This window comes from Paenibacillus nanchangensis, from assembly GCF_046543445.1.
Classification (GTDB): domain Bacteria; phylum Bacillota; class Bacilli; order Paenibacillales; family Paenibacillaceae; genus Paenibacillus_AQ; species Paenibacillus_AQ nanchangensis.
In genome coordinates, this window is the sequence record NZ_JBHOFD010000009.1 from 1 (window position 1) to 25558 (window position 25558).

Sequence of the window (25558 nt, forward strand, 5' to 3'; positions counted from 1 at the left end):
AAATTCGCCGCAGTGACAGCCCCGCCCTACCTGTGTGTCATTCGCTCAGTCTATATAGAGCACCGTTGAACACCAAAAATTACAGGTGGCCGGAAGTCCCAAATTCGCCGCAAAGGCAACCCTGCTCTACTTGTGTGCCTTCAGGTCAGTCTAAACAAACAGGAGGAACTACAATGATGAACTTAAAATCAACAGCAGCATTAGCAAACGGAGTCCAGATGCCATGGGTGGGCCTAGGCGTGTTTCAGGTAAAAGAGGGCCGGGACCTGGTAGAAGCGGTAAAATCCGCGGTAAAAGCCGGTTACAGAAGCATAGACACCGCCGCAATCTATGAAAACGAAGCCGGAGTAGGCCAGGGGATCAGAGAAGCGCTCGCGCAAAACGGCCTGGACCGGAAAGAACTGTTTGTCACCTCCAAAGTATGGAATGCCGATTTGGGTTATGACGAAACGCTTGCCGCCTATGAGACAAGCCTCAGCCGTCTTGGTCTCGACTACCTGGATTTGTACCTGATCCACTGGCCGGTGGCGGGTAAATACAAGGATGCGTGGCGGGCGTTGGAGAAGCTGTATCAGGATGGACGGGTCCGCGCCATTGGCGTAAGCAATTTTCAAATTCACCACCTGGAAGATTTGATGGCGGATGCTGCAATCCAACCGATGATCAATCAAGTGGAATTTCACCCCTATCTGACGCAAAAAGAGCTGCTTCACTTCACCCGGGAACACGGCATCCAGCTGGAAGCCTGGTCTCCGCTGATGCAGGGCGGGCTGCTGGACCAACCGGTACTCACAGAAATCGCAGCAGCTCACGGCAAAACCGTTGCGCAGATTATTTTGCGTTGGGACCTTCAGAACGGGGTAATCACCATCCCCAAGTCCATTAAAGAGCACCGGATTATCGAAAATGCCGCAATCTTTGACTTTGAATTAAGCTCCGCGGAAATGGAGCGGATTGACGCGCTTAACCAGAACCGGCGGGTGGGGCCCGACCCGGACAATTTTGACTTCTGAACCGCAGCAGACGCAACTCGAAAAGTATAAACAAAAGCCCGTTGAGTGCAAGCAAGGCGCTTAGCAGCACGCGTTCTCCGGCTGCAACAGCCGAATGGGCCTGCAAGCTGCCCGGCTGGTAAAAAGAGAAAGTTCATACAGAGGAACCATCGCAGGAAAAAAAATCCCGTGCGGTGGTTCTTTTTTTCTTACCTTGACTATGCCATCATTACAAAGGGAGGCGATGGAGGATGTTCCAGGATTTCAAGCTCGCCGGCGACCGTCCGGCACCAATACAAATTAAAGAATACATCAAGCGCTTAATAGTAAAAGGCGCCCTCCACGCGGACCAGAAGCTGCCTTCCACACGCGAAATGAAAGAACTGCTGAATGTGAGCCGAAATACGGTGATTGCCGCCTACGCCGGTTTGGAGGATGACGGATTTGCGTATGCGGTTCCGGGCAAAGGCAGCTACGTTGCCGCCATCTCGGGCCATAACACCGCCGAATTTGAAGGCACGGACGATCCCGCTGCCTTGCAGATCGACTGGCAGGCAAAAATGAACCACTACGCGGTCTCGGCCGTTGAACTCGACTTGATGAAGCAGGGCATCCGTGCGGGAAAAGAGGTCATTTCATTTACAAGCATTGCGCCGGATGAACAGCTGTTTAATGTGGGGGAAGTCAAACGGGCTTTTTTGGACCGGATGGCCATTGAAGGGCATGTGCTGCTTAATTACGGCTATGCCAAGGGTTATAAGCCCTTAATCGAATATTTGATGCATTATATGGAGAACAAAGGGGTCGACTGCTCCGGCAAAGATATGCTGATCACCAGCGGATTTACCGAAGGCTTTGACATTATGCTGTCGGCACTGCGGCCGTCCGGACGCCCAGGTGCGGCGATCTGCGAAAATCCCACGCATCATACGGCCATCAAAAACTTGAAGCTGCACGGCTTCGAACTTACCGGCATTCCGATGGAGCCGGACGGGATGGATGTGGAGCAGCTGGAGGCGGTGCTGCAGAGCCGGACACAGCGTTTTGACCTGGCTTATTTGACCCCTTCTTATCATAATCCTACGGGGATTGTCATGTCTCCGGCGAAGCGGAATGCCGTGATGAAGATCATGAGCCGTTACCAGATCCCGGTAATCGAAGACGGCTTTAATGAAGAGCTGCGTTATTCGGGAGCCCACGTGGCGCCCTTAATCTCTTCTGCGGGGCGGGGCAACGGCGTGATTTACATCGGCAGCTTCAGCAAAGTGCTGTTCCCCGGACTGCGGGTAGGCTGGGTGCTTGGGGACCGGAAGCTGATCGCTGCGCTCGAAAGCATTAAACGCGCCCGCTCCATCCATACCTCGACGATTGATCAATCGATACTGTATCAATATTTGCTGAACGGCAACTTCGATAAATATGTAAAAAAAGCGCGGCTGGAGTACAAACGTAAATACGAGCTGACCAAAACCTGCTGCGAAGTCTGTCTCCCCGAGGCGCGGTTAACCGGCGACGGGGGGCTGCATTTGTTTCTTACCTTCCCGCCCGGATTTCAGACGCGCCGGCTGCTGGAAGCCTGCTTGGAGAAGGGTGTTATTTTTACGCCGGGCGACAAGTTTTTTATCCAAGAAGGAGAAGGGGCAAATACCCTGCGGCTTGGGTTCTCCCGCGTGACGGACGAAAAGATCAAACGCGGAATTGAAATCATCGGCCGTGAAGCGCGCCGGTTTCTGTAAAGCAAGCGAGATGATTGTCAAAACGTGATTTTGAGAAAAAGAGGGGTGTCATCATGAAAATTGGCGTAATTATGGGCGGAATTTCATCCGAGCGGGAGGTGTCGCTGCAAACAGGCCGGGAAATGCTCCAGCATTTGGATCCGGACCAGTATGAGGCGGTTCCCATCCGGATTGACCGGCCGTCCGATCTCATCGACCTGGTACGGCGGGAAAATATTGATCTGGCGCTGATTGCGCTGCACGGCGAATTCGGCGAAGACGGTACGGTGCAGGGTACCCTGGAGACACTTGGCATTCCCTATACAGGCAGCGGGGTGCTGGCAAGCAGCTTATGCATGAATAAGCAGCTGTCCAAAATGCTGTTAACCGCTGGCGGAATAAAGACGCCCCTTGGTCTCAATTGGCAGGGAATGGACGACTATGACCCCAAGGCGGTGGAAAAACTGGGTTATCCGGTGGTCGTGAAGCCAAACAACGGCGGGTCCAGCATCGGGATCGGAATGGTGCGGGGGGAGCAGGAGCTGCTGCCGGCGGTCCGGAAAGCTATGGATTTGGACCCGAATATGGTGATCGAGCGTTACATCAGCGGGACAGAGATTACCTGTTCGATTTTAAACGGCGAAGTCCTCCCGATTCTAGGCATCCGTCCCGCGCAATCGGAATGGTTTGACTACCAAGCCAAATATGAAACCGGCGGGGCAGAGGAGAAGGTGATTTTGCTCCCTCCTCATGTGGAAAAACGGGTCCGAGAGGCAGCGCTTGCCAGCTATCGGCTGCTGCAGTGCAGGGTTTACGCCAGAATTGACATGATCCTTTGCGAGGATGTCCCGTATGTGTTGGAAGTGAACACCCTGCCGGGGATGACTGCAAACAGCCTGCTGCCAAAAAGCGCGGCGGCCGCAGGAATCACCTTTACGCAGCTGCTTGACCGGATTATTTATGGTTCGATTCAGGAACGGAATCAGACACAGGGGATGATGCAGAATGTATAGCGAAGTGGGGATAAGGCAGTTGCCAAGTGCAGGACCAACGGTAAGCAGAAGACCAGCAAATCATACTAGTCCATTGATGAGCTCAAAACTATCAGTAAACCCGAATTCAGAAGTAGACACCAATCCATCAGCAACTTCCAAACCCTTGCTCTCCTCGCGCGTGCGGGAGATTCGGCCATCGGGAATCCGCGCTTTTTTTGATCTGAATGCAGCCGGCGGAGACGTTATCGCGCTAGGAGTTGGGGAGCCGGATTTCGCCACACCAGCGAGGGTGCGTGAAGCCTGCATCCAGGCGCTGCGCGAGGGCCGGACCCAATATACTTCCAACGCCGGTATAATGGAGCTGCGGGAAGAGCTGTCCGCCTATTTATCCGGAAGCTTTGATCTGAATTATGACCCGAAACACGAAATCATGATCACCGTGGGTAGCAGCGAGGCTGTGGATTTGGCGCTGCGGGCGGTGATTGATCCGGGAGACGAGGTGCTGATTCCCGCTCCAAGTTATATTGCCTACGAGCCGATCACTCACCTGCACGGCGGCACCATTGTGGAAGTAGAAGCTTCGCCGGAAACACAGTTCAAGCTGACCGCGGAAGCGCTGGAAGCCAAAATCACGCCCCGCACCAAAGCTTTAATGATTAATTTCCCCTGTAATCCGACAGGGACGGTCATGACCAGACAGGACTGGCTGCCGATTATCGATGTTGTCATCAGGCATAATCTGGTTGTGATTTCGGATGAAGTGTATGCCGAACTCACCTATGGAAGCAAGCACGTCAGTATCGCGTCCCTGCCAGGGATGAAGGAGCGGACGATTGTTATCAGCGGTTTTTCCAAAGCGTTTGCCATGACAGGCTGGCGGGTAGGTTATGCCTGCGGCCCGCGTGAGCTGATTGCCGGGATGCTGAAAATACACCAGTATACCGTGATGTGCGCCCCAACCCTGGCGCAAATCGCCGCACTTGAATCTTTACGTTATGGCATGTCCGCCAAAGAGGAGATGATGGCGAGCTATAACGAGCGGCGCAAATTGTTTGTAGACGGACTCCAAGCCATTGGACTGTCCTGCCATGAACCGGAGGGGGCTTTTTACGCCTTCCCGTCCGTAGCTTCCAGCGGCCTGTCCTCCGAAGTGTTTGCGCTCCGGCTGCTGAAAGAGGCGGAAGTCGCGGTCGTGCCCGGGCATGTCTTTGGATCGGGCGGGGAAGGGTATATCCGCTGTTCCTATGCGGCATCACGTTGCAATTTGGAAAAAGCGCTGGAGCGGATGGCGAAATTTATGCAGGCGGCACGTCCTGTTTGATCCCGAGGCGGTGTCCATTTCATTCGTGGTGTTCGTTTCATTCGGGTGTTCGTTTCATTCGTGGTGTTCATTTTATCTGGAGTGTTCATTTCATCAGCGGTGTTCATCATATCTGCGGCGTATATCTCATCAAGCCGCAGAATGCAAGAGAAATAATAAGCATCCACAAACGGCCTTCACGCCGGCTTGCGGATGCTTTTTAGGTGCTGTCCGTTGTTATTTAAGCTTCGTATTTTTTAACGATAACCGCCGAATTATGTCCCCCAAAGCCAAAAGAGTTCGAAATTCCAATCCGCAGCGGAGCGGTTCGCGCATGGTTAGGCACATAATCCAAGTCGCATACGGGATCGGGATGATGCAGGTTAATCGTAGGCGGAATGATGCCTTCTTCCAGCGATTTCAGCAGGGCGATCATCTCGACGCCGCCGGATGCGCCTAACATATGTCCTGTCATGGATTTATTGGCCGTTACCGGAATCCGGTAAGCCGCTTCCCCGAATACCTGCTTGATGGCGGCGGTTTCCGACCGGTCGCCAATGACCGTGCTTGTTGCGTGAGCGCTGATCACATCCATATCACCCGGCTTCAGCTGCGCATTGGATAAAGCCAGCTTCATCGCTCTAGCCGCGCCGTTCCCATCCTCTGGCGTCGCAACCATATGGTAAGCATCCGAACTTGCGCCGTATCCCACAACCTCGCCTATAATCGGTGCGCCTCTGCGCAGCGCATGGCTGAGAGACTCCAGAATAACGATACCCGCGCCTTCTCCCATAACAAAACCGTCCCGGTCCGCATCAAATGGGCGGCTTGCCCGCTCCGGATCGTCGTTGCGGGTGGATAAAGCCGTGGCGTTCGAGAAGCTGGCCAGCGACAGGTCCGTAATTGCGGCTTCCGAGCCACCGGCAATGATACAATCCTGCCGTCCGGCCTGGATGCTAAACATCGCCTCGCCAATCGCCGTATTGCCGATCGAGCAAGCGGTCACCGGCGCAAGCGTGGAGCCGAGTGCGCCGTATTTTATACTAATCATGGCAGCCGCCATATTGGGTAACATCAAAGGCACCAGTGTCGGGCTTACGCGTTCAGGTCCGCGGGAAGCGAGCACGGCATTTTGCTGAATCATGGTTTGAATCCCGCCAATCCCTGAACCCACATATACGCCCAGCCGTTCACGGTCCATCCGGTCAAGAGGCAGCCCGGACTGCGCTACCGCCTGCTCCGCTGCCGCAAGCGCGAACTGGCAAAAACGGTCCATCCGGCGGGCTTCCTTCGTCCCAAACCGCGCAGCCGGATCAAAGTCTTTGACGCTGCCGGCGATCTTCACTTTTTGTCCGGTTGTATCAAATGCCTCAATATAACCGATCCCCGATTCTCCGCGGACCAGCTTCGACCAAAACTGCTCCACATCGTTACCGAGCGGCGAGATAACTCCCATACCCGTAATTACGACTCTCTCCATTACCTTCATGCCTCCCTAGAAAGCTTTTCATTCTGTGTTTGTAAGGTTATAATGTCATTTGTTCTATCCTATTACAAGTTAGCGTTTATCCTGGTATAAAGACTGCTACTCTAGCGAAAAAGGAGCGTACCCCTCATGAACTCCCAGGCCAGACTTCAGGAATTATCGGCTTTTCTCAAAAAACAGCGCGCCAAACTATCCCCCGAATCCGCCGGCTTCCCATACGGCACACGAAGACGGACACCCGGCTTGCGGCGGGAGGAGGTCGCCCAGCTGGCGGGAGTGAGCACCACCTGGTACACCTGGCTGGAGCAGGGGAGAGACATTCAAGTGTCACACTCCGTGCTTGAATGTGTAGCCAATGCGCTGCAGCTAAATGGGGACGAACGGCGGTATTTATATTCGCTTGCGTCTGAAGGAACGGGGGAGACCTACTCAGGTAAAGAGGAAACGGTGTTAATCAGTCCGTCTTTGCAGAGAATCATCACGGATTTGACCTACTGTCCGGTGATTGTGTCGGACCGCAAATGCAATATCGTCGGCTGGAACCGGGCCGCGGCTTATGTGTTTCTGGATTTCGACCGTATTCCGGCAGAAGAACGGAACATGATCCGGCTGCTGTTCGCCCGCAGAGAATTCCGCCGGCTCGCTGTGAATTGGGAGCAGTTTTCTGGCGGATTTTTGTCGATTCTCCGATCCTACTACGGTCAATATGTCGAAGACGAGTGGTATGACCGGTTCCTGGATGAAATGGCCGCAGGCCACCCGGAGTTCAACCGGATGTGGGAGCAGAGCCAGGTCAGCAACGCACCGGAGGTCCGTCTGGAGTTTCGGCATGCCAAAGCCGGCAAAATGGTGTACGAGCTGACTTCGCTGAAGGTATATGGACCTGATGACCTCAGATGCAGCATTTATACCCCGGCCGCCGATACCAGCACGGAAGGCAAGCTGCGGACGTTGATGGCCGAAAAAAAGCATAATTGAATCCAATGACTTTGTTAGCCTAAATCAGTAAATTTAGCATAATCTGATCCCTGTTTTTTTTGGATACCGGGCGGAAAGGAGGAGGCATCACCCTGCACATGCTCAGGCCCGCAGGCGAAACTGGGGATCAGATTCGTACGCTACTTCAAGAACAACATATGGGTACCCGCTAGTTCATCTTATTACTGGGAGGTTCTCATTTGAAAAAAAACAACGTAACGTTCCTTGTCCTGTTTGCGCTGCTCTTCAGTTTGTTTCCGGCGTTCCCTGCAAGCGCTTCCGAAAGCGTCGCACAGCTGGCTTCAGCCTCGGCCAGCTCCGAGGAGGACGCGAATAAAGCGGCTCAATTCGCCATAGACGGCGATCAGTCAACGAGGTGGTCTTCACAGTATTCGGATCCGCAGTGGCTGGTTGTGGACCTGGGCAGTCCGGCTCAGATCAGTGGTGTAACACTGCATTGGGAAGCCGCTTATGCCAAGGCGTACCAGATCCAGACGTCAGCCGACCAGTCGAACTGGACGACGGTTTATTCCACCGCAAACGGTGACGGGGGAATCGATGAGGTGTCTTTTGAAGCAGCAAACGCCAGGTACGTAAAAATGAACGGAACCCAAAGGGGCACACAGTACGGATATTCCCTCTGGGAATTTGAAGTGCATTCCAACACTCCCGGCCCGGTGCTCGAATCAGGAAAAACCTACAAACTAACGGCAAGGCATAGCGGCAAAAACCTGGATGCCGGTGACGGTTCCGCCGACGGCACGCGGGTCAGACAGCAGTCAAACGACGACAGCGCTAAACAAAAGTGGAAAGTTGAAGCTGCCGGTGACGGGTATTACACACTGACCGCGGCATCCAGCGGGAAAGCCTTAACCGTGGCTCAAGGCGATTCCTCCGACGGCGCTCCCGTACAGCAGTGGACAAACGGCGGTTTACCCAATCAGAAGTGGAAGCTGGCGGAAGCAGGCGGGGGATATTATAAGCTGCTCGCCCAGTCCAGCGGCAAAGCGCTGGATGTCATCGGAGGCTATACGCATGACGGAGCAGACGTCCAGCAGTGGACCGACAACGGTAACCCTCAGCAAAAATGGAAGTTCACGCCGGTGGAAACGGCTGCCGACACCGAGCCGCCAACCGCGCCCGCAAACCTGCAAAGCCCCTCCAAAACGAGTTCATCGGTGACGCTGACATGGACCCCTTCAACCGACAATGTAGGGGTGACCGGCTATGATGTGTACAGCGGAACGAACCGGATCGGATCGGCCACGACCCCAAACTATACCGCAACCGATCTTACCCCTAATACCACCTATACCTTCCGGGTGAGCGCCAAGGATGCCGCTGGAAATGTATCGGATTCAAGCGCCGAACTTCAAGTAACGACGGAACCCGCAGCAGCCAAACCGGGTTTTTATATCGAAGGGACAACACTGTATGACGCAAACGGCAGCCCGTTTGTCATGCGGGGGATCAATCATGCTTATACCTGGTACAAAGGGCAGGAAACCGCTGCGATTCCGGCCATCGCCCGAACCGGGGCGAACACGGTCCGGATTGTGCTGTCGGACGGACAGCAGTGGACAAAAGATGATTTGTCCTCCATTCAGGCATTGATTACGCTGGCGGAACGCAATAAATTGGTTGTTGTGCTTGAAGTCCATGACGGGACCGGGTCGGACAACGCGGCTGTCTTGAACCGGATTGCGGATTACTGGATCGAAATGAAAAGCGCGCTGATCGGGAAAGAAAGCACGGTTATTCTGAATATAGCCAACGAATGGTTTGGCTCCTGGGATGGAGCAGGTTGGGCGCAGGGCTACAAAACCGTAATTCCGAAGCTGCGGAATGCAGGCATCCAAAATACCATTATGGTAGACGGCGCCGGATGGGGCCAATATCCGCAGTCGATTTTTGACTATGGCACCCAGGTGTTTAATGCGGACCCGCTTAAAAACACGATGTTTTCCATCCATATGTACGAATATGCCGGAGGAAACGCTGCCACTGTGAAAAACAACATGGATCAGGTGCTGAATAAAAACCTGGCGCTGGTCATCGGAGAATTCGGGATTAGACATACCAACGGAGATGTGGACGAAGCAACCATTATGAGTTATGCCGAGCAAAAAGGTGTAGGTTATTTAGGCTGGTCCTGGAAAGGAAACGGCTCGGGACTTGAATATCTCGATATGTCTACCGACTGGGCGGGCACCAGCTATACCGAGCAAGGCCGCGCCATTATAGAAGGGCCTTACGGAATCCGGGCGACTTCAAAGCTAAGTACCGTTTACGGGGGAGCCGCCGACAATGAGCCGCCGACCGCACCTGCCCATCTGACGGGGGGATCGCCAACATTTTCAACGGTGAAATTAGATTGGCAAGCCTCCTCGGACAACGTGGCTGTCACAGGCTACAATGTGTACCGGGATGGATCACTGGTCGCAGTCAGCCCGTCAACAAGCTATACTGTCACCGGACTCAAAGCCGCCACTTCCTACCAATTCGCGGTAAAAGCAATCGATAAAGCAGGCAATCTGTCAGCTTCCAGCAGCACCATCCAGGTCAAAACCCTGCCAAGCGGCGACATAACCCCGCCTTCGGCACCGTCCGGACTGCAAGCGGTTCCATCCGTCACTACCGCGGCGTTAAGCTGGACCGAATCCACGGACAATATCGGCGTTGCAGGATATAACATTTACAAGGATGGAGTTCTGGCGGGGACCAGCATGGCCCCGCGGTATACAGTTTCCGGCCTGCAGGGGGACACCGCTTATACCTTCACCGTCAAAGCATTTGACGACGCCAATAATCTATCGGCAGCCAGCAACGCCGTTACCGTTAAGACAGGCGATTCCAATCAGCCGGGCACGATTAACCCGGGACTGCTTGACGACTACGGCACTTGGTATGTAGGCATTAATGGCGCGGACAAACCGGCCTCTGGAACAACGGCGAAGCTTTCGGCTTTAGACAGCGGCGGACTCAATATGTCGTTTGATCTTCTCAGCGAAAATTACCCATCTATTCAAGTGGACCCCAGCCCGGCGGCCAACTGGAGTTCGCATGAAATGATGAACCTTGTGATTACCAATCCTAATGCGGCGGAAATTCAAATCCAACCGATTGTAAAAGACAGGGCATGGAAGTGGGTGGAGCTTGGAACCTATATTAAAGTCCCCGCCAAAAAAACGATCCTGGCTTCCGTCCCGTTAGCCAGCCTTGCCAATCAGGACGTGAACCGGCTGATCTTCCGGGTGCAAAGCGGCGGCAGCGGATTCAAGGGCAGCGTGCAGCTGCATGCTGTTGATTTTGATCTTCCTGCCGATGCATATGCCTCAACGATAGCCGAGCTGAACCGGCCCAAATCTGCCAGCTATTATCCGTGGGACTTCAAGGAGTCGTCTTTTACCGGAAATGTATCTGCCGGTCTAGACAATGACACGGTGTATGTGAATTACAGCAGCACGCTCAGCGACTCGGTATCGGCCGGCGCTGCCACCGAAACCAAACCGGGGATGGGGGCAGGCGAGGATTGGTCCGCTTACTCCAGCATTACCTGTACTTTGACGAATACAGGGTCCGACCCCATTCATGTATCGCTGGTGCTGCGGAACGGCAGCAACTGGATTTGGGAGGAGACTGGAGGACAGACGGCTTCTGACTCGGCGGTCGAACGGGTGATCGGCCCGGGTGAATCAGCCGAAGTCACTTATGCTTTTTATGCTCCAGTGTGGAAATCGGCAGCATCCCAATGGAAAAATAACGCAGCGGTTTCCAGCCTCACGGACATTCGGGCCATTGCCTTTAAAGTGTATCTGGGGTCCGGAGAACACGTCCGGGCCGGTACGTTGAACATTTCGAATTTTGAGCTGAATTTTTAAAAGGAAGCGGGGCCTTTGGAGACAAAGGTCCTTTGCCGTTATCCCGGGGAATCCAAGCGCAGTCAGCAGGACATCCCAGGTCTATGAATACTGTTCGCGCGGCAGCATCGACCGGCAGGAAAACCACAATTTGCGGATATAATCGGCCGCCTGCGGAAATCGAAACTTGTCTGTAGCGGATGGGAACAAGTTCACCGGAGTTTTCCACTCTAGCTAAAATGGTTTGCGTATGATCAGCTTTTTCTCCTGGATCCAGCACATTCAGATATTCATCCGCGTTGTATTTCTGAAATCTATGAAGCAATTGTTGGTACCACACATCATAACGGGACAATATGTGCTCCCGCTTAAACGAATGTATCCCATAAATGGCGTGCGCTTCCCATTGCTCAAATGACGTTTTGTCGAAAGTGGAGCGGGTCCGGACAGGGAAAGCGGAATTAAAATGCAAATCGACTCTGTTCATTTGGCCATCGTACGAACGGTCGAACGGGATATCGAACAATCGGCGGAACCGCTCGTTAACTCCATGGATGTCCTGCGTATGGGTTATGATCATGGCGGGAAAAGCAATCTCTCCCATCGTTTGATGCGCCCACTCCAATGCGCGTTCCAGCGCCTGGCCCTCCAATTCCGGCTGGATCGGAAGGTATCCGGCTGCCAACAGCAGATCGTTGCGCTCATCGAAAGTACATTCAAGGTATTCAGCAATCTTAAGGATCGTCTGGCGATCCGGGATGCGGCGGGAACGCCCAACAAGAAGATTTTTGTATGAAGCAAAAGCCTCGTCGTTCAGCTCTTGTTGGGTAAACCGTTTTAAGGACGGGGATAGCCGGTCGGCAAACTCACGCTGCCGTTTCGTCCGCAGCGCTTCAATCTCACCCAATACGATTTTGAGCCTGGAATTCTCTATATGAATGTCCATCTTTCTTTTTTCCTTTCTTTATGGCGAAGTGTAGTTCTGCACTTGGGCCGCTCCTTGATCTAAAGTATACTCCTCATTGAAATCGAAAGTCATCAAATGACACAGAAACCAATATGACACAGAAGCCCATTCATGGAGGAGGTACAAAATGATTCGTGCCATCGTAGTTGATCCGCTTGTTCCGTCCCATTTGGCGATTAAGGAAGTTGACGCACCCCAAGCTCAGCCTTGGGAAGCGCTCGTACAGGTGAAAGCCGTCTCTCTCAATCGCGGTGAAGTGTCCGACGCCAAAGATCAGGAAGCATCAAGCCGGCCCGGCTGGGATTTCGCCGGTATTGTCATTGAGCCGGCCCAAAACGGCGCAGGCCCGCAAAAAGGGGCACGGGTTGCCGGATTGCTACAGAGGGGCGCCTGGAGCGAGCAGGTTGCCGCTCCTGTAACCATGCTGACTGAAATCCCGGACAAGCTTATCTATACAGAGGCGGCAACCTTACCCGTTGCCGGGCTAACGGCGCTTAATGCGCTCCGCAAAGGCGGCATGCTGCTCGGCAAACGTATTTTCATAACAGGCTCTACCGGCGGAGTCGGGTTGATCACCCATCAGCTTGCGGCCTTATCCGGAGCATTCACCGCAGGTTTAGCCAGCACAGAAGAGAAGGCCTTGCTTGTACGGGAGGCAGGTGCCGATCAGGTGGTCATTGGATATTCAGGCATCTCATCGGCGCGTAAATTCGGGCCATACGATTTGATTATCGATTCGGTAGGCGGCGAGACACTGGCGGCATTGCTGCCGATGCTTGCCCCTCAAGGCATTTGTGTGGCGGTAGGGTTTTCCTCTTCAAACTCTGCAATGATCGATATGAGAAATCTGGTGACCAGCGGAGGGAGGAGTTTGTACGGCTTCTTCCTGGGAGACGAGCTTACCCGTCAATCCGCCGCGGACGATCTAAGCTTGTTGGCCCAGCTGACTGCTGACAGAAAGTTAACGCCACGGATCGAAGTGGAGGCACCGTGGACCGAAATCGACACCGTCGCCCGTCATCTGCTGGAGCGGAAATTCTCCGGCAAAGCCGTGCTGCACGTAAGTTAATAATAAAGAAGCTGGCCGATGAGTTATATAACAACAAAACAAGCCGGGATTCCTTGGCGTAAGGAATTTCCGGCTTGTTTGATAAAATTTTTTGTACGGCGTATGTTTAGTGCGTTAAGTTAGTTGTGCTGCCTGATTGGAATGGATGAAGCTAATGGCACCCCGGCCCGGTGGGCCCGCTGCTTAATACTCCATTTTCCACATATAGCGGCGGACGGAAAGGGCGTGGCCGGTTTCTTCGGACAGATGCTGCGCGTATTGTCTGAGCAGCACGCCGGCTACCAGGTTCGTGAAGTAATTCCGGACATCCGCCGAAATCCCCTCCAGATCAAACGTTTCAGCATCGATCAGCACCACTCGTTCGGAATATTTGCGGACAAAGTCATGCGCCCGGTCATCCAGCGGGCGTGTTTCGCCCAGTCCTTTAATCAGGATAAACGGCACATCAAAGTCCGTGATTTCAAACGGACCGTGGAAGTATTCGCCGGAATGGATCGCGCTGGAGTGGATCCACTGCATTTCTTGCAGCAGGCAGATCGCAAAGGAGTAGGCGACGGAATAATTGATGCCGCTGGCCATCGTGTAAATCAGCTTTTCCCGTTTGTAAGCCCGGCCGAATTCCTTGGCGGCTTCCAGCTGGCTTGCTTTGTTCCGTTCGTACACTCCATGGAGTCCGGTTTCGATCGAGTGGAGGGCATTGGCATATTTTTCGTTCGGGAACAGGGTATTCAGCACGCCAAAGATCAGCCGGTACAGAATCGCCATATTTGTCTCTTCTGCACGCAGTTCTTCTCCGTAAGTAGCGTAGTTGTAATGCAGCTTATACTCGGCAGCCTCCCACAGCGGCGAGTCCTTCAGGTTGGTCAAGCAGATGGTCAACGCGCCTTTGTTGCGGGCAAATGTGGTTGCTTCCACGGTTTCGGGCGTATTCCCGGAGTGGGAGCAGGTGACCACCACGGAATGCTTGCCTAATGCCTTAGGTCCCCGGTGAATGAATTCGTTGGAAGAATAGGCGGCGGAAGGGATGTCAATTTCACGGTCGAGAATATACTGCGCCGGGGTTACGTTGGCCAGCGAGCCGCCGCAAGCAACAAAATAAAATTGTTTTACATCCCTCTGAGCAACCGCTTGAATTGCCGCCTCCAGTTGTGCCACATGTTCCTGATCCATTAATGAACTCCTCCTTTGGTTATTGATCCGCTGCGGAAGGAAACAGAAGATCATTTTGTTACGTTATGTAACGTAATGTATCTATATGTTACTATGCTCCTCCGCTGAAATCAACCCTTTCGTCATAAAAGAAATCCGTTTTTATTTCCTGTCCGAACGATATGGCAGAAGTATTTACTTTGGAAAAAAAATATTATATAGTACGTGTGATTACCTTTGACATCAACGCCGCCACAGGATATAATAACTGGTCATTTGTATGTTTTGTGTGAGATGGAGTACCAAGCACTAATACATCCTTATTACGTGACCTAAAGGAGCTGCAATGAGACAATTACAGCCGGATAGTATCGTTCCGCTATACGTTCAACTGAAAGAAATCATCAAACAGGATATCGAAACCGGCACACTTAAGCCGGGACAGAAAATCCCCACCGAATTTGAGCTCTGTGAAATGTATTCGATCAGCCGCCGAACGGTCAGAACAGCGGTCAGCGAGCTAATTGAAGAAGGCCTGCTGGACCGTAAGCAGGGGAAGGGGACCTTCATCAGCACACCCAAGATTCAAGCCAAACTCGGGCCTTCCGTATTGGGATTTAGCGAGATCTGTAAACTGAATAACCTGAAGCCCTCTTCCAAACTGGTGGAGCAGCGCCAAATCAGCGCTACACCCAAGCTGGCCGAAACGATGAATGTGCCTGAACAGACCGACCTGATTGCGATCCGGCGCATTATGCTGGCCGACAACATCCCGGTCATGATGGACTACGCGGTATTTCCGCCTGAATACCATTTTCTGCTGGAGGAAGATTTACATAACAAGTCGCTGTATGCCGTCATCAAAGCCAAACGCGACGTCGCTTTCATCCGGCAGCGCAAAAGCATTCAGACGGTATTCGCCGACGCGGTTCAAGCCGGTTACCTGAACATTCCCGTCGGTTACCCGCTGCTGCTGTCCCAAGGCAATGTGGTATCTTCCACCATGGAAACGGTTCATTACGGAGAGCAGCATATTGTCGGTGATAAATTTGTGCTTTATGTCTAGGGAACCTTATCGCCGTGCAGACCAAAAAGCTGTTCAATTCTGAACAGCTTGCGGCCTTATACGGAGCAGTTAATCCTCCATCTTCTGCGGATATCCAAATCCCCCATAATACGTACAGGTATAAGCGGCACGGTCCGCTCCGTACTGCAGCGCCTTCTGCATCTCTCCAACCGAAGTATAGGAAGTCAAGAAACCGGCGATAAAGCTGTCGCCCGCCCCCATTGTATCGACGATTGTTGCGGGGGTAATCCCCTGTTCAAACCGTTCCCCGTTACGGGAAAATACCGCACCGCTGCTGCCCCGTGTCACTCCTACAATCTCTGTCCCAAGCCTGTGGCATGCGGCGATTAGATCATCCAGCTCGGAAGTCTCCAAATCCGCGCCCGAAAAAAACGCATATCGAATATGCGGACAAACCCGCTCCAGATACGCTGTATCCCGCCGGGTAGAAAAATCAAACGAGATGGCGCAGTGCGCCTTGATTGTTTCCAGTTCGCTTTCGATGCTCGAATAGCAGCTCGTATGGCACAAATCAAACGTGGAGATATAATCCAGATCCGCTGGCATAAGCCTTAGGCGGAGCACATGCTGCGCCGTATTTTGGGCCCCGCGCACAAACACACGGTCATTGTCCACCAGCTTGACGCCGGGCGAACCGCTTGGTGCGTAGACTTTTCGGGAATAACCGTAGGTAATGCCCTCCTGGCCGAGCGCATACTGGATATGTTCCGCTTTGGAATCGTCTCCGAATACGCCGATGTAAGCAACCTCTTCCCAGCCATTGCGCTTGCAGTTCACGGCCACATTCACCGCATTGCCTCCGGGGTAATACAATCCTTGGTCCAGGTAACAATCCGCTACATTATCTCCTATGGCAATCAGTTTCATGGTGGACCCTCCTTAGTTTCAAATCAAGTAAACCGGCCGTACCGGGAGATACCGGCACAGCAGGCCATTTTTAGTAAGCAGACGGTGATATAAGCAGGGTTTACAGCAGGCGGACTTATCCTTTTACCGAACCGTCGGACATGCCCTGAATAAAGTATTTTTGCATAAAAATAAATAAGATTATAAGCGGAAGCGAAGAGATTACCAGTCCCGCCAGCAGTACGCCCCAATCCGTGGAAAGTGCGTCTTTGAAATTCATCAGACCGGCAGGAATGGTCCGGTATTTATCGGAGTCGATAAAAATAATTGAAAACAAAAATTCGTTCCAGGCGTAATAGGATGTCAAAATAATCGTCGTCATCAAAATGGGGAGGGACATCGGCAAAAAAATGCTGCGATAGGTGCGAAAGGCGGAACAACCGTCGATGGTAGCCGATTCTTCGATTTCTTTGGGAATCCCCAGAAAATAAGAGCGGACAAGCAGCACGGCAATCGATAAACGGAAAGCAATATAAGGCAGGATCAAAGCAAAATACGTATTGTGAATATTTAAGTTTTGCAAAAGTTTATAAAGAGGCACCAGGCAGACCTGCGGGTCCAGCATCATGCCGCCGAGCACAAACAGAAACAGCGTTTTACCGTACCGGAAGCGGAAGCGGCTGAGGCCATACGCGCACAAGGAGGAGATGATCACAACACCCGCAATGGTGCTGACCGTGACAATCACGCTGTTCATAAAATAATTGCCGATCCCTTTGGTCCAGGCCGTCGTGTAGTTGGAAAACAGCCATTTGCTGGGCAGGTTCCACACCGCCCCGAAAATCTCGTCATAACTTTTGAACGAAGAGGAGATCATCCAGAACAACGGGTAGACAACAAGCACTACACCCACAAGCAGGGGGAGAAGCACGATAAGCCGGGATACGCTGAATTTGATGGCCATAATAAATTAATCCCCCTTTCCGGTTCTAAAGGTGAAGGTTTGGATAAGCGCAAGCACGGCGGTAATGACGAAAATCAGCAGCGAGATGGTGGCGGCATAACCCATGCTGTCTTTAACAAAACCCGACTGGTACATCAGCACTGCGATCGTTATCGAGCTGGTTCCCGGACCGCCGCCTCGGGTCAAGATAAAGGGTTCGTTAAACACCATAAACGCTCCGGTTACCGTCAGCAGCGAATTCACAAAAATCATCTCTTTGACCTGAGGCAGGGTGACGCTGAAAAAGGTTTTCAGGCTGCCCGCTCCGTCAATTTTTGCCGCTTCATACAAATCCCGCGGGATTTTCTGAATCGCTACGATAAACAGCATCATACAGTAACCGATGCTTTGCCATTGGGAGACCGCGATGACCGCATAAATGGCCGTGGTGCCGGAACCGAGCCAAGGTTTGGCCCACTCCTCAAGACCCACGCCCTGCAGGAACATGTTCAGCAGTCCGTCTGTCGGATTGTAAATGAAGGAAAACAGGAGGCAGATGACCGTAATCGAAATAATGACCGGGATAAAAAAGATGGTCCGGAATACCGCCGCAATTTTTCTCAGAAACTCCTGCTCCAGAATGGCCGCAAGCACCAGTCCAAAACCGACCTGGAAGATCAGGGAAATGACCGCATATTTGATGTTGTTGATCAGTCCTTGGCTGACAATCGGGTCGGAAAAGAGGCTTTTGTAATTGTCCAGCCCGGCAAATGAGCTTTTACCGGATAGCAGGGATACATTTTGAAAGCTGTAGAAGAAGTTCTGAATGAGCGGCATATAAACAAATACAGCCAGCATGAGGACACATGGGAAGACAAACAAATAAGGTGTTAACGTTTTTTTTGTTTTCATCACTTTCCCCCTGTTTCGATCCTGGAGATTAACGGGCAAGCGCGTAGAGCATACTTTCTGTGTTTACGCGAAAGAGAGGGGAAGGGCCCCCTCTCCCGAACATGTTACAAGTGGTACCGGATTATTTTCCTGCGGTATGCAGCTTGGCCGCAGCGGCCTGCACTTCCTTTATAACTCCTTCAGGGGTTTGAATATCGGCGGCCATAGCTTGCCCTCCGCGCATAAAGGCGTCGGCTACATTGGCATCAACCGCATTATCCAGCCATGGGGTGGTTTCGCCCGCATTCTGGATGACATCAATGGCTTCCAAGGTGCCTGGGGGCGAGTTATCTTCGGTAGCCGCGCCGATCACGGTTGTCATCGAACCAACATCCTGCTGGAACTTTGCCGCATTTTCCGGCGACACAATAAATTTGACGAACTGCTCGGCGATTTCCTGATGCTCGCTTTCGTTGCTGATCATAAATCCTTCAGGGGCGCCGGTCAGACCTTCGGGGTTTCCTTTTCCTCCAGGCAGCTCAGGGAAGTTGAAGTAGTCGAACTCCAGGCCCGGCTTATCCTTTAAATAACCAAGCTCTGCGAACTGCAGATAGTGGATCGGGACTTCTCCGGCCATAAACATATTCCGGGTGGCTTCGTGATTTATAGAGGTAGCGTTGGGTCCCATATATGAGGTAAGCTGCTTCCAGTATTCCAGCACTTTTACGTACCCCGGATCAGTGAACTCGCCGGTTGCGGCTTTGTAGTCGGAAGCCAGCACTTTTGGATCCAGCATCCGCTGGTTCATGGTGCCCAGATAATGGCCTACCGCCCAGGCATCCTGCAGTCCTTCAATGATTGGCGTGTCGTATCCGCCGGCTTTCAATTTATCGAGTACCGTTATGAATTCATCCCAGGTTTTGGGTTCTTCCAGTTTGAGTTCGTTGAAGATTTTTTTGTTGTAAAAAAACACTTTGCCGTCCATCGTAAATGGTACGCCATACACTTTGTCGTCAAAAGTAAAGGATTTGAGCTGGTTCTGGACCAGCGTGCCTGTCCAATCGGCATCGGATTCGTACATGGAGGTGAGGTCTTTTACTCTGCCGGAGGAAACCAGGCTTTCGGCAAAACTGTCGGACCAAGAGGAGAACACGTCGGGGATGTCGCCTGAGGACACAAGGACTCTGATTTTTTCCTTGTAATTGTCGTTCAGGACGGACTCCATCTCAATTTTGACTTGGGGATTCTGTTTTTCAAACTCTTCCTTAATGTAATTAAAATACGAATTTCTCGGCTCATTCGGCCAGCGGTGAAAAAACTTGATCGTCGTGACCTTATCCGCGGAATCCCCTTTGGCTGTCGTAGAAGCGTCATTGCCGCCGCAAGCGGCTAAAAGCAGCATAGCCCCCGTTATCACCGACAAACCTAATTTTCGTCCAATCCCATACATGTTAACAACCTCCCATCGATGGATTAACTTATGTAACATTAAATACATAACGTATTGTTACGTAACAATAATATAGCACAGCGTTAATTAAAATTAAATCTTTTTTTATTTGCACCGAAAAAACAGCGAAACCAGCAGGAAGATGCAGGTTATTGTAAAACTCAGAGGACTGGCATAGTCATGCGTTATGAAATGAAAGAAACGGCTGGTTTTCATAATTGACCAATAATGTCACTTTACCAGACACGAAAGGGCTAGAATTGAGGGCTCTTTTGACCGATTCTATGCAGCATACAAAAAGCCGTTTTTGACATGCTGATGGGAATACGTATCGATTTCGTGCCGGCGATTGAATGGTGGACACTAGAGGAGTATGAGGCATGGCTGGATCAGGAGAAACAGAATCTGAAGTCGCTGATCGGCTCGGGAGCCCGCTCCTGGACGCCTTCCACCGGCTGGTTTACATGGACGGAAGACAAAGTGGACGAGACGGTTCGCATGTATGAGGAGACACTTGAAGCAATCAAGCAGGGCAGCAAGATCTCCAAGTCTGTAGGCGGGGATAAAAGTTTTGTTGTATCGGATGCCGGACTGCAATGATATGGCTAAGGGCCTTTAAAGATAAAGGCTCTTTTTCTATGTCCAACAAAGATAACAAAGTCCTTGAGCTCCATGCAGGATATCTATTAACCGGTTAGTCACGGATTTCCACCGTGACTGGCCGGTTATTTTGACAATCAATAATAACACTGGGTTGTAATTTATTTGAAAGTATAATACGATGTACTTCATAATACGAGGTATTCGGAAGGAGGAGCAAAACTGCTTGGATTTTGATAAAGAAATGCTGAAGGGGTATATCGATGTTATTCTTTTAAGTCTGCTGCAGGAGCAACCGATGTATGGGTATGAAATCGCCAAAAAAGTACGGGAGATAAGCGGCGGAGCGATGAACCTTAAAGAGGCCACCTTGTACATGGCTCTGAAACGGCTGGAGAAACAGGGACTGCTGGAAGCCTTCTGGGGGGAAGAAGAGGCGTCAACCGGCGGCGGCCGCCGCAAATATTACAGGGTGCTGCAGGAAGGGCATACCCGTCTTCAAGATAGCCGTCGAAGCTGGTCCGTGTTCCGCGGCATTATAGATCGTTTACTGGGAGGGAATCCATCATGAAAATCATTGGCTTGAGCCCCGAATCTGCTCGCCGGATCACAGATTACGTTGACCGGCTGTGCAGACAGATGAAAGAATCTGAACAGGAGATTCGTGATTTCCGGGAAGAAATGACGGCTAACCTGGTCTCGGGAGCCATAGAACATATGCAGACTGGTATGGGAGAAGAGGAGGCGGTAACGATAGCTTTAACCCAGTTTGGCGAGGCGAAAGAAGTTAAGCGCGAGCTGGAGAAGGTATACGCGATGAAAAGACGTTTTGCTGCCGGTGTTCTCCGTGGCGCCTTTACCCTGCTGGCTTTATCCGCTATTTGTTTGGGATTAATTATCGGATTATGGAATGAACGAATGGTTGCCAAGCTTGCCGACGAGGCTTATAAGCTGGTGGAGCAAGAAGCGGGAAATCCCGGTACCGCTGCACTGTCCGAACCTCTTCAGGAGAAGCTGAAGGATTGGGTGGATCATTCCTGGGGCGTCAAAGGAATTCAGGTTGAGCGTCCTTATCCGCCCGCACCTTCGCGGCTGTTTATGTATGCGGCTGATTCAAAAACAGAGCAATGGTTCAATTTCGGTTCGTTGTATATGATAGAGAAGGGGGCGGAACGCCCCAAGCCGGATACCAATTTTTTGGTCAAAACGACGATCCGTGAAGTGTTCAGCTACACAACCACGGATCAGACGGAAGAGATCAATGACCATTTTATTGTCAGCGTGGCACTAACCTATTTCAACTACACCTTTTTCTACAGTTTGGGATTATTTCTACTGGGCGGCTATTGGCTGCTGTTTACCGTTTGGGCGGGAATGAAAGCTTATTATGAGGGAAAAGGCAACATTGGCTGGATTGCCCTGTTTTTGCTAACTAACGTTGTTGGCTATGGACTTTATCTGGTCTCACGCGGCCCGATTCGTTTAAGTGTGAATTACAGATAAGGGATTCCAACTGCACGCTTTGTTGTATCGGATGCCAGCCTCATAAATTCAGGATGCTAAAGAAAACCGCGACGGGCAAGCAGGTCTTCCGTGGCCTCCCATAACTGCTTTTGCACAAGCGGGTCCCCGCCAGGCGCAGCCGGTACAATGGATTTTCCTGTACCCACATTAAAATAACCCCCGGTCTGCCGCTGATAAACAGGATCCACAATCAGACGGGTAATGATCTCCGCTCCTCTTCGCGGGTCGCCGATCCGAAAAGCGGTTAACAACCGCTCTAGCACGGAAGCAAAACCAAGCTCCCGTCCAAGTCCGGTCACATTGAATCCCGGATTAAGGGCGTTAGCACGGATTCCCGCTTGCGACCAACGCCGCGAGAACTCCGCGGTGAACATGATGTTCAGCAGTTTGGTTTTTCCATAGACCAGTGAAGACCCGCGGGCGGTAAACGGAGAAGTTTCCGTGAGATCATCAGGAAGCTTTAGCCCCCCATGCCGGCGCGAAGCTTCCGATGCAACATTGATTACGCCGGCCTGCTTCGCCTTTTGCAAAGAGGGGCGGAGGATATGAGTCAACAGCCAGGGAGCTAAATAGTTGACTGTCATCATTTCCGGCAATCCCTCGGAAGTAATGCGGGACTCGAACGCGTGAATTCCCGCATTATTGACCAGAACATCGATTGCCGGATAAGCGGCGGCGATTTCACTGCCCAGCCGGCTCACATTCTTTAATTCAGCTAAATTGCCGTAAAAAAACTCTACATTTGCCGATGGGGCAATTGCTTCGATTTCGGATCGCGTTGCTTGGGCCCGTTCCTTACTCCTTGCGGTCAATACGAGATGAAATCCCCGTTTGGCTAATTCTAACGCCACCAGCCTCCCCAGGCCGCTCGTGGCCCCCGTTATGACCACTGTATCTTTTTCCGGCATGATCTGCTCTCCTCATGTGATATAATTTTTTACAAATTAGTTGTAAAGCCGAAACTGAAGTCTAAGCGTTTAGTTGATATATATCAACTATAATTATTTAATTGATATATGTCAATCATTTAGGCGGATGAATTCGGGATATTGGATGCAGAAAGGTGTTTGCAAAATGAAGGAACCTGATAACAAGCCTCGGGAGCCAAGAGACCAACTGGAGATTGAGTTAGGGGGGCAGCTTAATGCGCTTTTGAGCTCCGCACATGCATTGAGTGTGAGAGCCGCGGCGAAATTTGATTCTTCTCTGCAGCCTGCCGCCTTTCATATCGTCCGGTGGCTGTATTCATATGGTCCTGCGAATGCGGCCGCTTTAGCAGAAGCAACTGCAATGGACAAAAGTTCTGTCAGCCGGCTTATCAAACAGCTTCAAGCACTGGGGTATGTAAACCGGGAAACGTCGCCGAATGACGGCAGAGGAGTCGTATTATCCCTGACCGAGCAGGGGCAGCACAAAATCATAGAAGCACTTAAGGAGAAATCGTCTGTTTTTTATGAGCGGCTCACGGACTGGTCCGATACCGACTTGCATGATTTTATCGGAATGCTCCGGCGGTTCAACGGTTTTGAACGCTGAAGGCCTGCTGTGAGCCATCACAAGCTTGTCCACTCGGGTTGATCGTTTCACGACTTGTGCTAAAATGACATAGTACATCTCTGAACGAAAACAAGGAGGCCAACTTGCAGCTCATACAACCACAAGACATTCAAAACAGACTCGACCGTCTCTGCGGTCTGAATCTCTTCCTGCATCTTGAACTTACGACAGGCGCTTACGCCAGTCACCTGGACAGCACCCGGCATCCGGCGTCGGCATTTATCTCCAATGCTTCCATTCGGTATACCCAAGGTTCTATCGCCGGCACAAATCCGTATCGGATAGGCTTAAAAACAGAGCAAGGCTGGGTGTATGCCGAAGGTTTAACGCATGTAGATGAACAGGAGACGCAGCGGCTGATACTGGCAGGCCACGACAGCCAAGGAAAGTTGGTTGTGGCCCTGCAGCTGAGCCCGGAGAGATTTTGACGAGAGGGAAGAGGAGACAGCTATGACATCAAAACCAGCCGAACATCAACGAATTTTGGTCATCTTTCCCCACCCCGATGACGAATCGTTTGGAGCTTCCGGGACGATTGCACGGTACATAGACGGCGGCGCGCAGGTCACTTATGCCTGTTTAACCCTGGGGGAAATGGGCCGGAACATGGGGATTCCGCCATTTGCCAACCGTGTGACCCTGCCGGCCATCCGCAAGGAAGAACTTCTGGAATCCTGTCATGCGATAGGAATACAAGATCTGCGAATGCTGGGTTTCCACGATAAAATGATTGAGTTTGAGGATCCGCAGCTGCTGGATCAACGCATTCTGGAACTCATTCAGGAGCTGGACCCGTCGCTGGTTATTACCTTCTACCCCGGATACAGCGTCCACCCGGACCATGACGCAACCGGCGAGGCGGTCATCCGGACAATCAGCCGGCTGCCCGCAGACCAGCGGCCTTTGGTGCACTGTATTGCCTTTTCAAAGGATCATGAACAGGCGATCGGCCGTGCCGATGTGACTGTCGATGTGACGGCGTATCTGGACAAAAAGCTGGCGTCAATGAAGGCGCACCGCTCGCAGTTTCAGGCGGCAGAGCTGCTTGGAAACGTGGAATTAACCAGCGAGGAGCTTCGTGCCCGGTACGGTACAGAGCAGTATTGGACATACCGGTTCAAATGAATGAGCATCTTTCTAAAGCGGCATCCTAACAAGGTGGTATACAACTCGAATCCAGAGGAGGTTCACTGTCATGACTCACCAGAAGAGACGTAAAGAAGCTGCCTGGAAGTCACGGAAGCAGGAACAGCATCCCCATGGTAAGATCAAATCGCTTAAAGAGTTATCCGGCGAATATGATGAGGAGCATACTACATTGTAAGACAAGCAGGACTGTCGGATTTGGAACGGTGACCCATAAGAAGGACACTTTTTCATCAAGTGACCCTCTTGTGGGTCATTTTCTGTTCGGCAGAGTCGATAGCTGCAAATTCTCACTTCACCCGCCTGCAGCTCGTCTTACATAAGCATAAATCCGCTTTACTTTGAGAAGTCTGGCACTACGGGATAACAGTTCCCGGTCACTTATCATCCAGGTATGATTCCTGGAGTCCTGCCGCCGCCGCGCCAGGAAATGATAGGGACTCGTTGAGTAGATCCGGTACCCTTTTGCAATACTGTCTGCGCAAAATTGGACGCATTCGCCGCGGTTCCGGTCCGGGAACCGGACTTGCCCGAACACCCGCCGGTTCACCAGAAGCGTCGCCCCTTGTACCAGCCGTACTTTCCGGTTGGCTTTGTTTTCATAACGGTAGAGCAGGGCCTTGCGCCCGAGAAGATGCATAAAATGCGCACGTTTGCCGACTATATCCGCACCAGTCTTTAGCATCGCCCGCATGGCTTCCGCAAGATAACCTGGGGCATAATAATCGTCATCGTCGAATTTGGCGATGTAGCCGTATTTCGACCGCTCAACGCCAAAATTCAAACAGCTGCCCAAGGTTATGTGCTCCGGCAAACGGTAGACACGAACATTCCGGTATGGCGCTGCCGCTTTCCGGTAAGCGGGCAACTTCAGGCTGTCATGATTCAAAATAAGGATTAACTCTTTTTTGCCATACTTCTGACGGTTGAAGTTAGCCAGCAAACGTGTCATGCATTCCGGCCGCTTGGTGCACGTTATGACGGTAATGCCCGGCTTTGCCAT

General features: G+C 51.8%; 24 protein-coding genes and 1 pseudogene. 16 read left to right on the plus strand and 9 right to left on the minus strand.

The window, feature by feature from the left end; genetic code table 11:
• The first annotated feature begins 173 nt into the window (after positions 1-173).
• The 4 genes from ACE6ED_RS08555 to ACE6ED_RS08570 all read left to right on the plus strand — a co-directional run bounded on the left by ACE6ED_RS08555 (position 174) and on the right by ACE6ED_RS08570 (position 5023).
• Complete coding sequence (locus ACE6ED_RS08555) at positions 174-1013, plus strand: aldo/keto reductase (protein ID WP_410826695.1); 840 nt, start codon at positions 174-176, stop codon at positions 1011-1013.
• 230 nt (positions 1014-1243) lie between these two features.
• Positions 1244-2728 (plus strand): aminotransferase-like domain-containing protein, encoded by a 1485-nt coding sequence (locus ACE6ED_RS08560; protein ID WP_410826696.1) that lies wholly within the window; start codon positions 1244-1246, stop codon positions 2726-2728.
• Between the two features lie 53 nt (positions 2729-2781).
• Positions 2782-3720, plus strand: a complete 939-nt coding sequence (locus tag ACE6ED_RS08565; RefSeq protein ID WP_410826697.1) for a D-alanine--D-alanine ligase — start codon at positions 2782-2784, stop codon at positions 3718-3720.
• 76 nt (positions 3721-3796) lie between these two features.
• Positions 3797-5023 (plus strand): aminotransferase class I/II-fold pyridoxal phosphate-dependent enzyme, encoded by a 1227-nt coding sequence (locus ACE6ED_RS08570; RefSeq protein WP_410826698.1) that lies wholly within the window; start codon positions 3797-3799, stop codon positions 5021-5023.
• 220 nt (positions 5024-5243) lie between these two features.
• On the opposite strand, the gene fabF is transcribed toward ACE6ED_RS08570, so the two are convergent.
• Positions 5244-6482: a beta-ketoacyl-ACP synthase II gene (gene fabF, locus ACE6ED_RS08575; protein ID WP_410826699.1), complete on the minus strand. Its 1239-nt coding sequence runs from the start codon at positions 6480-6482 to the stop codon at positions 5244-5246.
• A gap of 135 nt (positions 6483-6617) precedes the next feature.
• Between fabF and ACE6ED_RS08580 the strand changes: the two genes are divergently transcribed.
• From ACE6ED_RS08580 to ACE6ED_RS29260, 3 genes and pseudogenes are all read left to right on the plus strand, one after another.
• Positions 6618-7466, plus strand: coding sequence for a helix-turn-helix transcriptional regulator (locus ACE6ED_RS08580; RefSeq protein ID WP_410826700.1), 849 nt, complete (start codon positions 6618-6620; stop codon positions 7464-7466).
• Positions 7467-7666: 200 nt separating this feature from the next.
• Positions 7667-9772 (plus strand): annotated as a pseudogene (locus ACE6ED_RS29255) (cellulase family glycosylhydrolase); the annotation flags it as partial.
• Positions 9773-9799: 27 nt separating this feature from the next.
• Positions 9800-11347, plus strand: a complete 1548-nt coding sequence (locus ACE6ED_RS29260) for a fibronectin type III domain-containing protein (protein WP_458782626.1) — start codon at positions 9800-9802, stop codon at positions 11345-11347.
• Here ACE6ED_RS29260 and ACE6ED_RS08590 read toward each other — a convergent pair.
• Positions 11271-12272 (minus strand): hypothetical protein, encoded by a 1002-nt coding sequence (locus ACE6ED_RS08590; protein WP_410826702.1) that lies wholly within the window; start codon positions 12270-12272, stop codon positions 11271-11273. The two genes, ACE6ED_RS29260 and ACE6ED_RS08590, sit on opposite strands and share 77 nt — an antisense overlap.
• A 148-nt stretch (positions 12273-12420) precedes the next feature.
• Here ACE6ED_RS08590 and ACE6ED_RS08595 point away from each other — a divergent pair, with 148 nt between their 5' ends.
• Complete coding sequence (locus tag ACE6ED_RS08595) at positions 12421-13362, plus strand: zinc-binding dehydrogenase (protein WP_410826703.1); 942 nt, start codon at positions 12421-12423, stop codon at positions 13360-13362.
• A 183-nt stretch (positions 13363-13545) separates the two neighbouring features.
• Here ACE6ED_RS08595 and ACE6ED_RS08600 read toward each other — a convergent pair whose 3' ends face one another.
• Positions 13546-14532 carry an SIS domain-containing protein gene (locus ACE6ED_RS08600; RefSeq protein ID WP_410826704.1) on the minus strand — a complete coding sequence of 329 codons (987 nt, stop codon included), beginning with the start codon at positions 14530-14532 and terminating at the stop codon, positions 13546-13548.
• A gap of 325 nt (positions 14533-14857) precedes the next feature.
• Between ACE6ED_RS08600 and ACE6ED_RS08605 the strand changes: the two genes are divergently transcribed.
• Positions 14858-15577 (plus strand): GntR family transcriptional regulator, encoded by a 720-nt coding sequence (locus ACE6ED_RS08605; protein WP_410826705.1) that lies wholly within the window; start codon positions 14858-14860, stop codon positions 15575-15577.
• Between the two features lie 69 nt (positions 15578-15646).
• Here the strand turns inward: ACE6ED_RS08605 and ACE6ED_RS08610 are convergent, their stop codons facing one another.
• The 4 genes from ACE6ED_RS08610 to ACE6ED_RS08625 all read right to left on the minus strand — a co-directional run bounded on the left by ACE6ED_RS08610 (position 15647) and on the right by ACE6ED_RS08625 (position 19728).
• Positions 15647-16465, minus strand: a complete 819-nt coding sequence (locus ACE6ED_RS08610; RefSeq protein ID WP_410826706.1) for a PfkB family carbohydrate kinase — start codon at positions 16463-16465, stop codon at positions 15647-15649.
• A 115-nt stretch (positions 16466-16580) separates the two neighbouring features.
• Positions 16581-17408, minus strand: coding sequence for a carbohydrate ABC transporter permease (locus ACE6ED_RS08615; RefSeq protein WP_410826707.1), 828 nt, complete (start codon positions 17406-17408; stop codon positions 16581-16583).
• Positions 17409-17414: 6 nt separating this feature from the next.
• A complete protein-coding gene (locus ACE6ED_RS08620; protein WP_410826708.1) occupies positions 17415-18299 on the minus strand; it encodes a carbohydrate ABC transporter permease in 885 nt (294 codons plus the stop codon).
• Between the two features lie 121 nt (positions 18300-18420).
• Complete coding sequence (locus ACE6ED_RS08625; RefSeq protein ID WP_410826709.1) at positions 18421-19728, minus strand: ABC transporter substrate-binding protein; 1308 nt, start codon at positions 19726-19728, stop codon at positions 18421-18423.
• A 312-nt stretch (positions 19729-20040) separates the two neighbouring features.
• Between ACE6ED_RS08625 and ACE6ED_RS08630 the strand changes: the two genes are divergently transcribed.
• The 3 genes from ACE6ED_RS08630 to ACE6ED_RS08640 all read left to right on the plus strand — a co-directional run bounded on the left by ACE6ED_RS08630 (position 20041) and on the right by ACE6ED_RS08640 (position 21831).
• Complete coding sequence (locus ACE6ED_RS08630) at positions 20041-20328, plus strand: hypothetical protein (RefSeq protein WP_410826710.1); 288 nt, start codon at positions 20041-20043, stop codon at positions 20326-20328.
• 226 nt (positions 20329-20554) lie between these two features.
• Entirely contained in the window at positions 20555-20899 is a 345-nt protein-coding gene (locus ACE6ED_RS08635) for a PadR family transcriptional regulator (RefSeq protein ID WP_410826711.1), read from the plus strand.
• Positions 20896-21831: a permease prefix domain 1-containing protein gene (locus tag ACE6ED_RS08640; protein ID WP_410826712.1), complete on the plus strand. Its 936-nt coding sequence runs from the start codon at positions 20896-20898 to the stop codon at positions 21829-21831. Before ACE6ED_RS08635 ends, ACE6ED_RS08640 begins: the two co-directional genes overlap by 4 nt.
• A 56-nt stretch (positions 21832-21887) precedes the next feature.
• Here the strand turns inward: ACE6ED_RS08640 and ACE6ED_RS08645 are convergent, their stop codons facing one another.
• Complete coding sequence (locus ACE6ED_RS08645; protein WP_410826713.1) at positions 21888-22760, minus strand: SDR family NAD(P)-dependent oxidoreductase; 873 nt, start codon at positions 22758-22760, stop codon at positions 21888-21890.
• Positions 22761-22926: 166 nt separating this feature from the next.
• On the opposite strand from ACE6ED_RS08645, the gene ACE6ED_RS08650 reads away from it, so the two are divergent.
• From ACE6ED_RS08650 to ACE6ED_RS08665, 4 genes are all read left to right on the plus strand, one after another.
• On the plus strand, positions 22927-23388 hold the full coding sequence (locus ACE6ED_RS08650; RefSeq protein ID WP_410826714.1) for a MarR family winged helix-turn-helix transcriptional regulator: 462 nt from the start codon (positions 22927-22929) through the stop codon (positions 23386-23388).
• A gap of 104 nt (positions 23389-23492) precedes the next feature.
• Entirely contained in the window at positions 23493-23837 is a 345-nt protein-coding gene (locus tag ACE6ED_RS08655) for a YojF family protein (RefSeq protein ID WP_410826715.1), read from the plus strand.
• A gap of 22 nt (positions 23838-23859) precedes the next feature.
• Positions 23860-24534, plus strand: coding sequence for a bacillithiol biosynthesis deacetylase BshB2 (bshB2, locus tag ACE6ED_RS08660; protein WP_410826716.1), 675 nt, complete (start codon positions 23860-23862; stop codon positions 24532-24534).
• A gap of 70 nt (positions 24535-24604) precedes the next feature.
• Positions 24605-24733 carry a DUF6254 family protein gene (locus tag ACE6ED_RS08665; protein ID WP_410826717.1) on the plus strand — a complete coding sequence of 43 codons (129 nt, stop codon included), beginning with the start codon at positions 24605-24607 and terminating at the stop codon, positions 24731-24733.
• A 117-nt stretch (positions 24734-24850) separates the two neighbouring features.
• Here ACE6ED_RS08665 and ACE6ED_RS08670 read toward each other — a convergent pair whose 3' ends face one another.
• Positions 24851-25558, minus strand: a complete 708-nt coding sequence (locus tag ACE6ED_RS08670) for a glycosyltransferase family 2 protein (protein WP_410826718.1) — start codon at positions 25556-25558, stop codon at positions 24851-24853.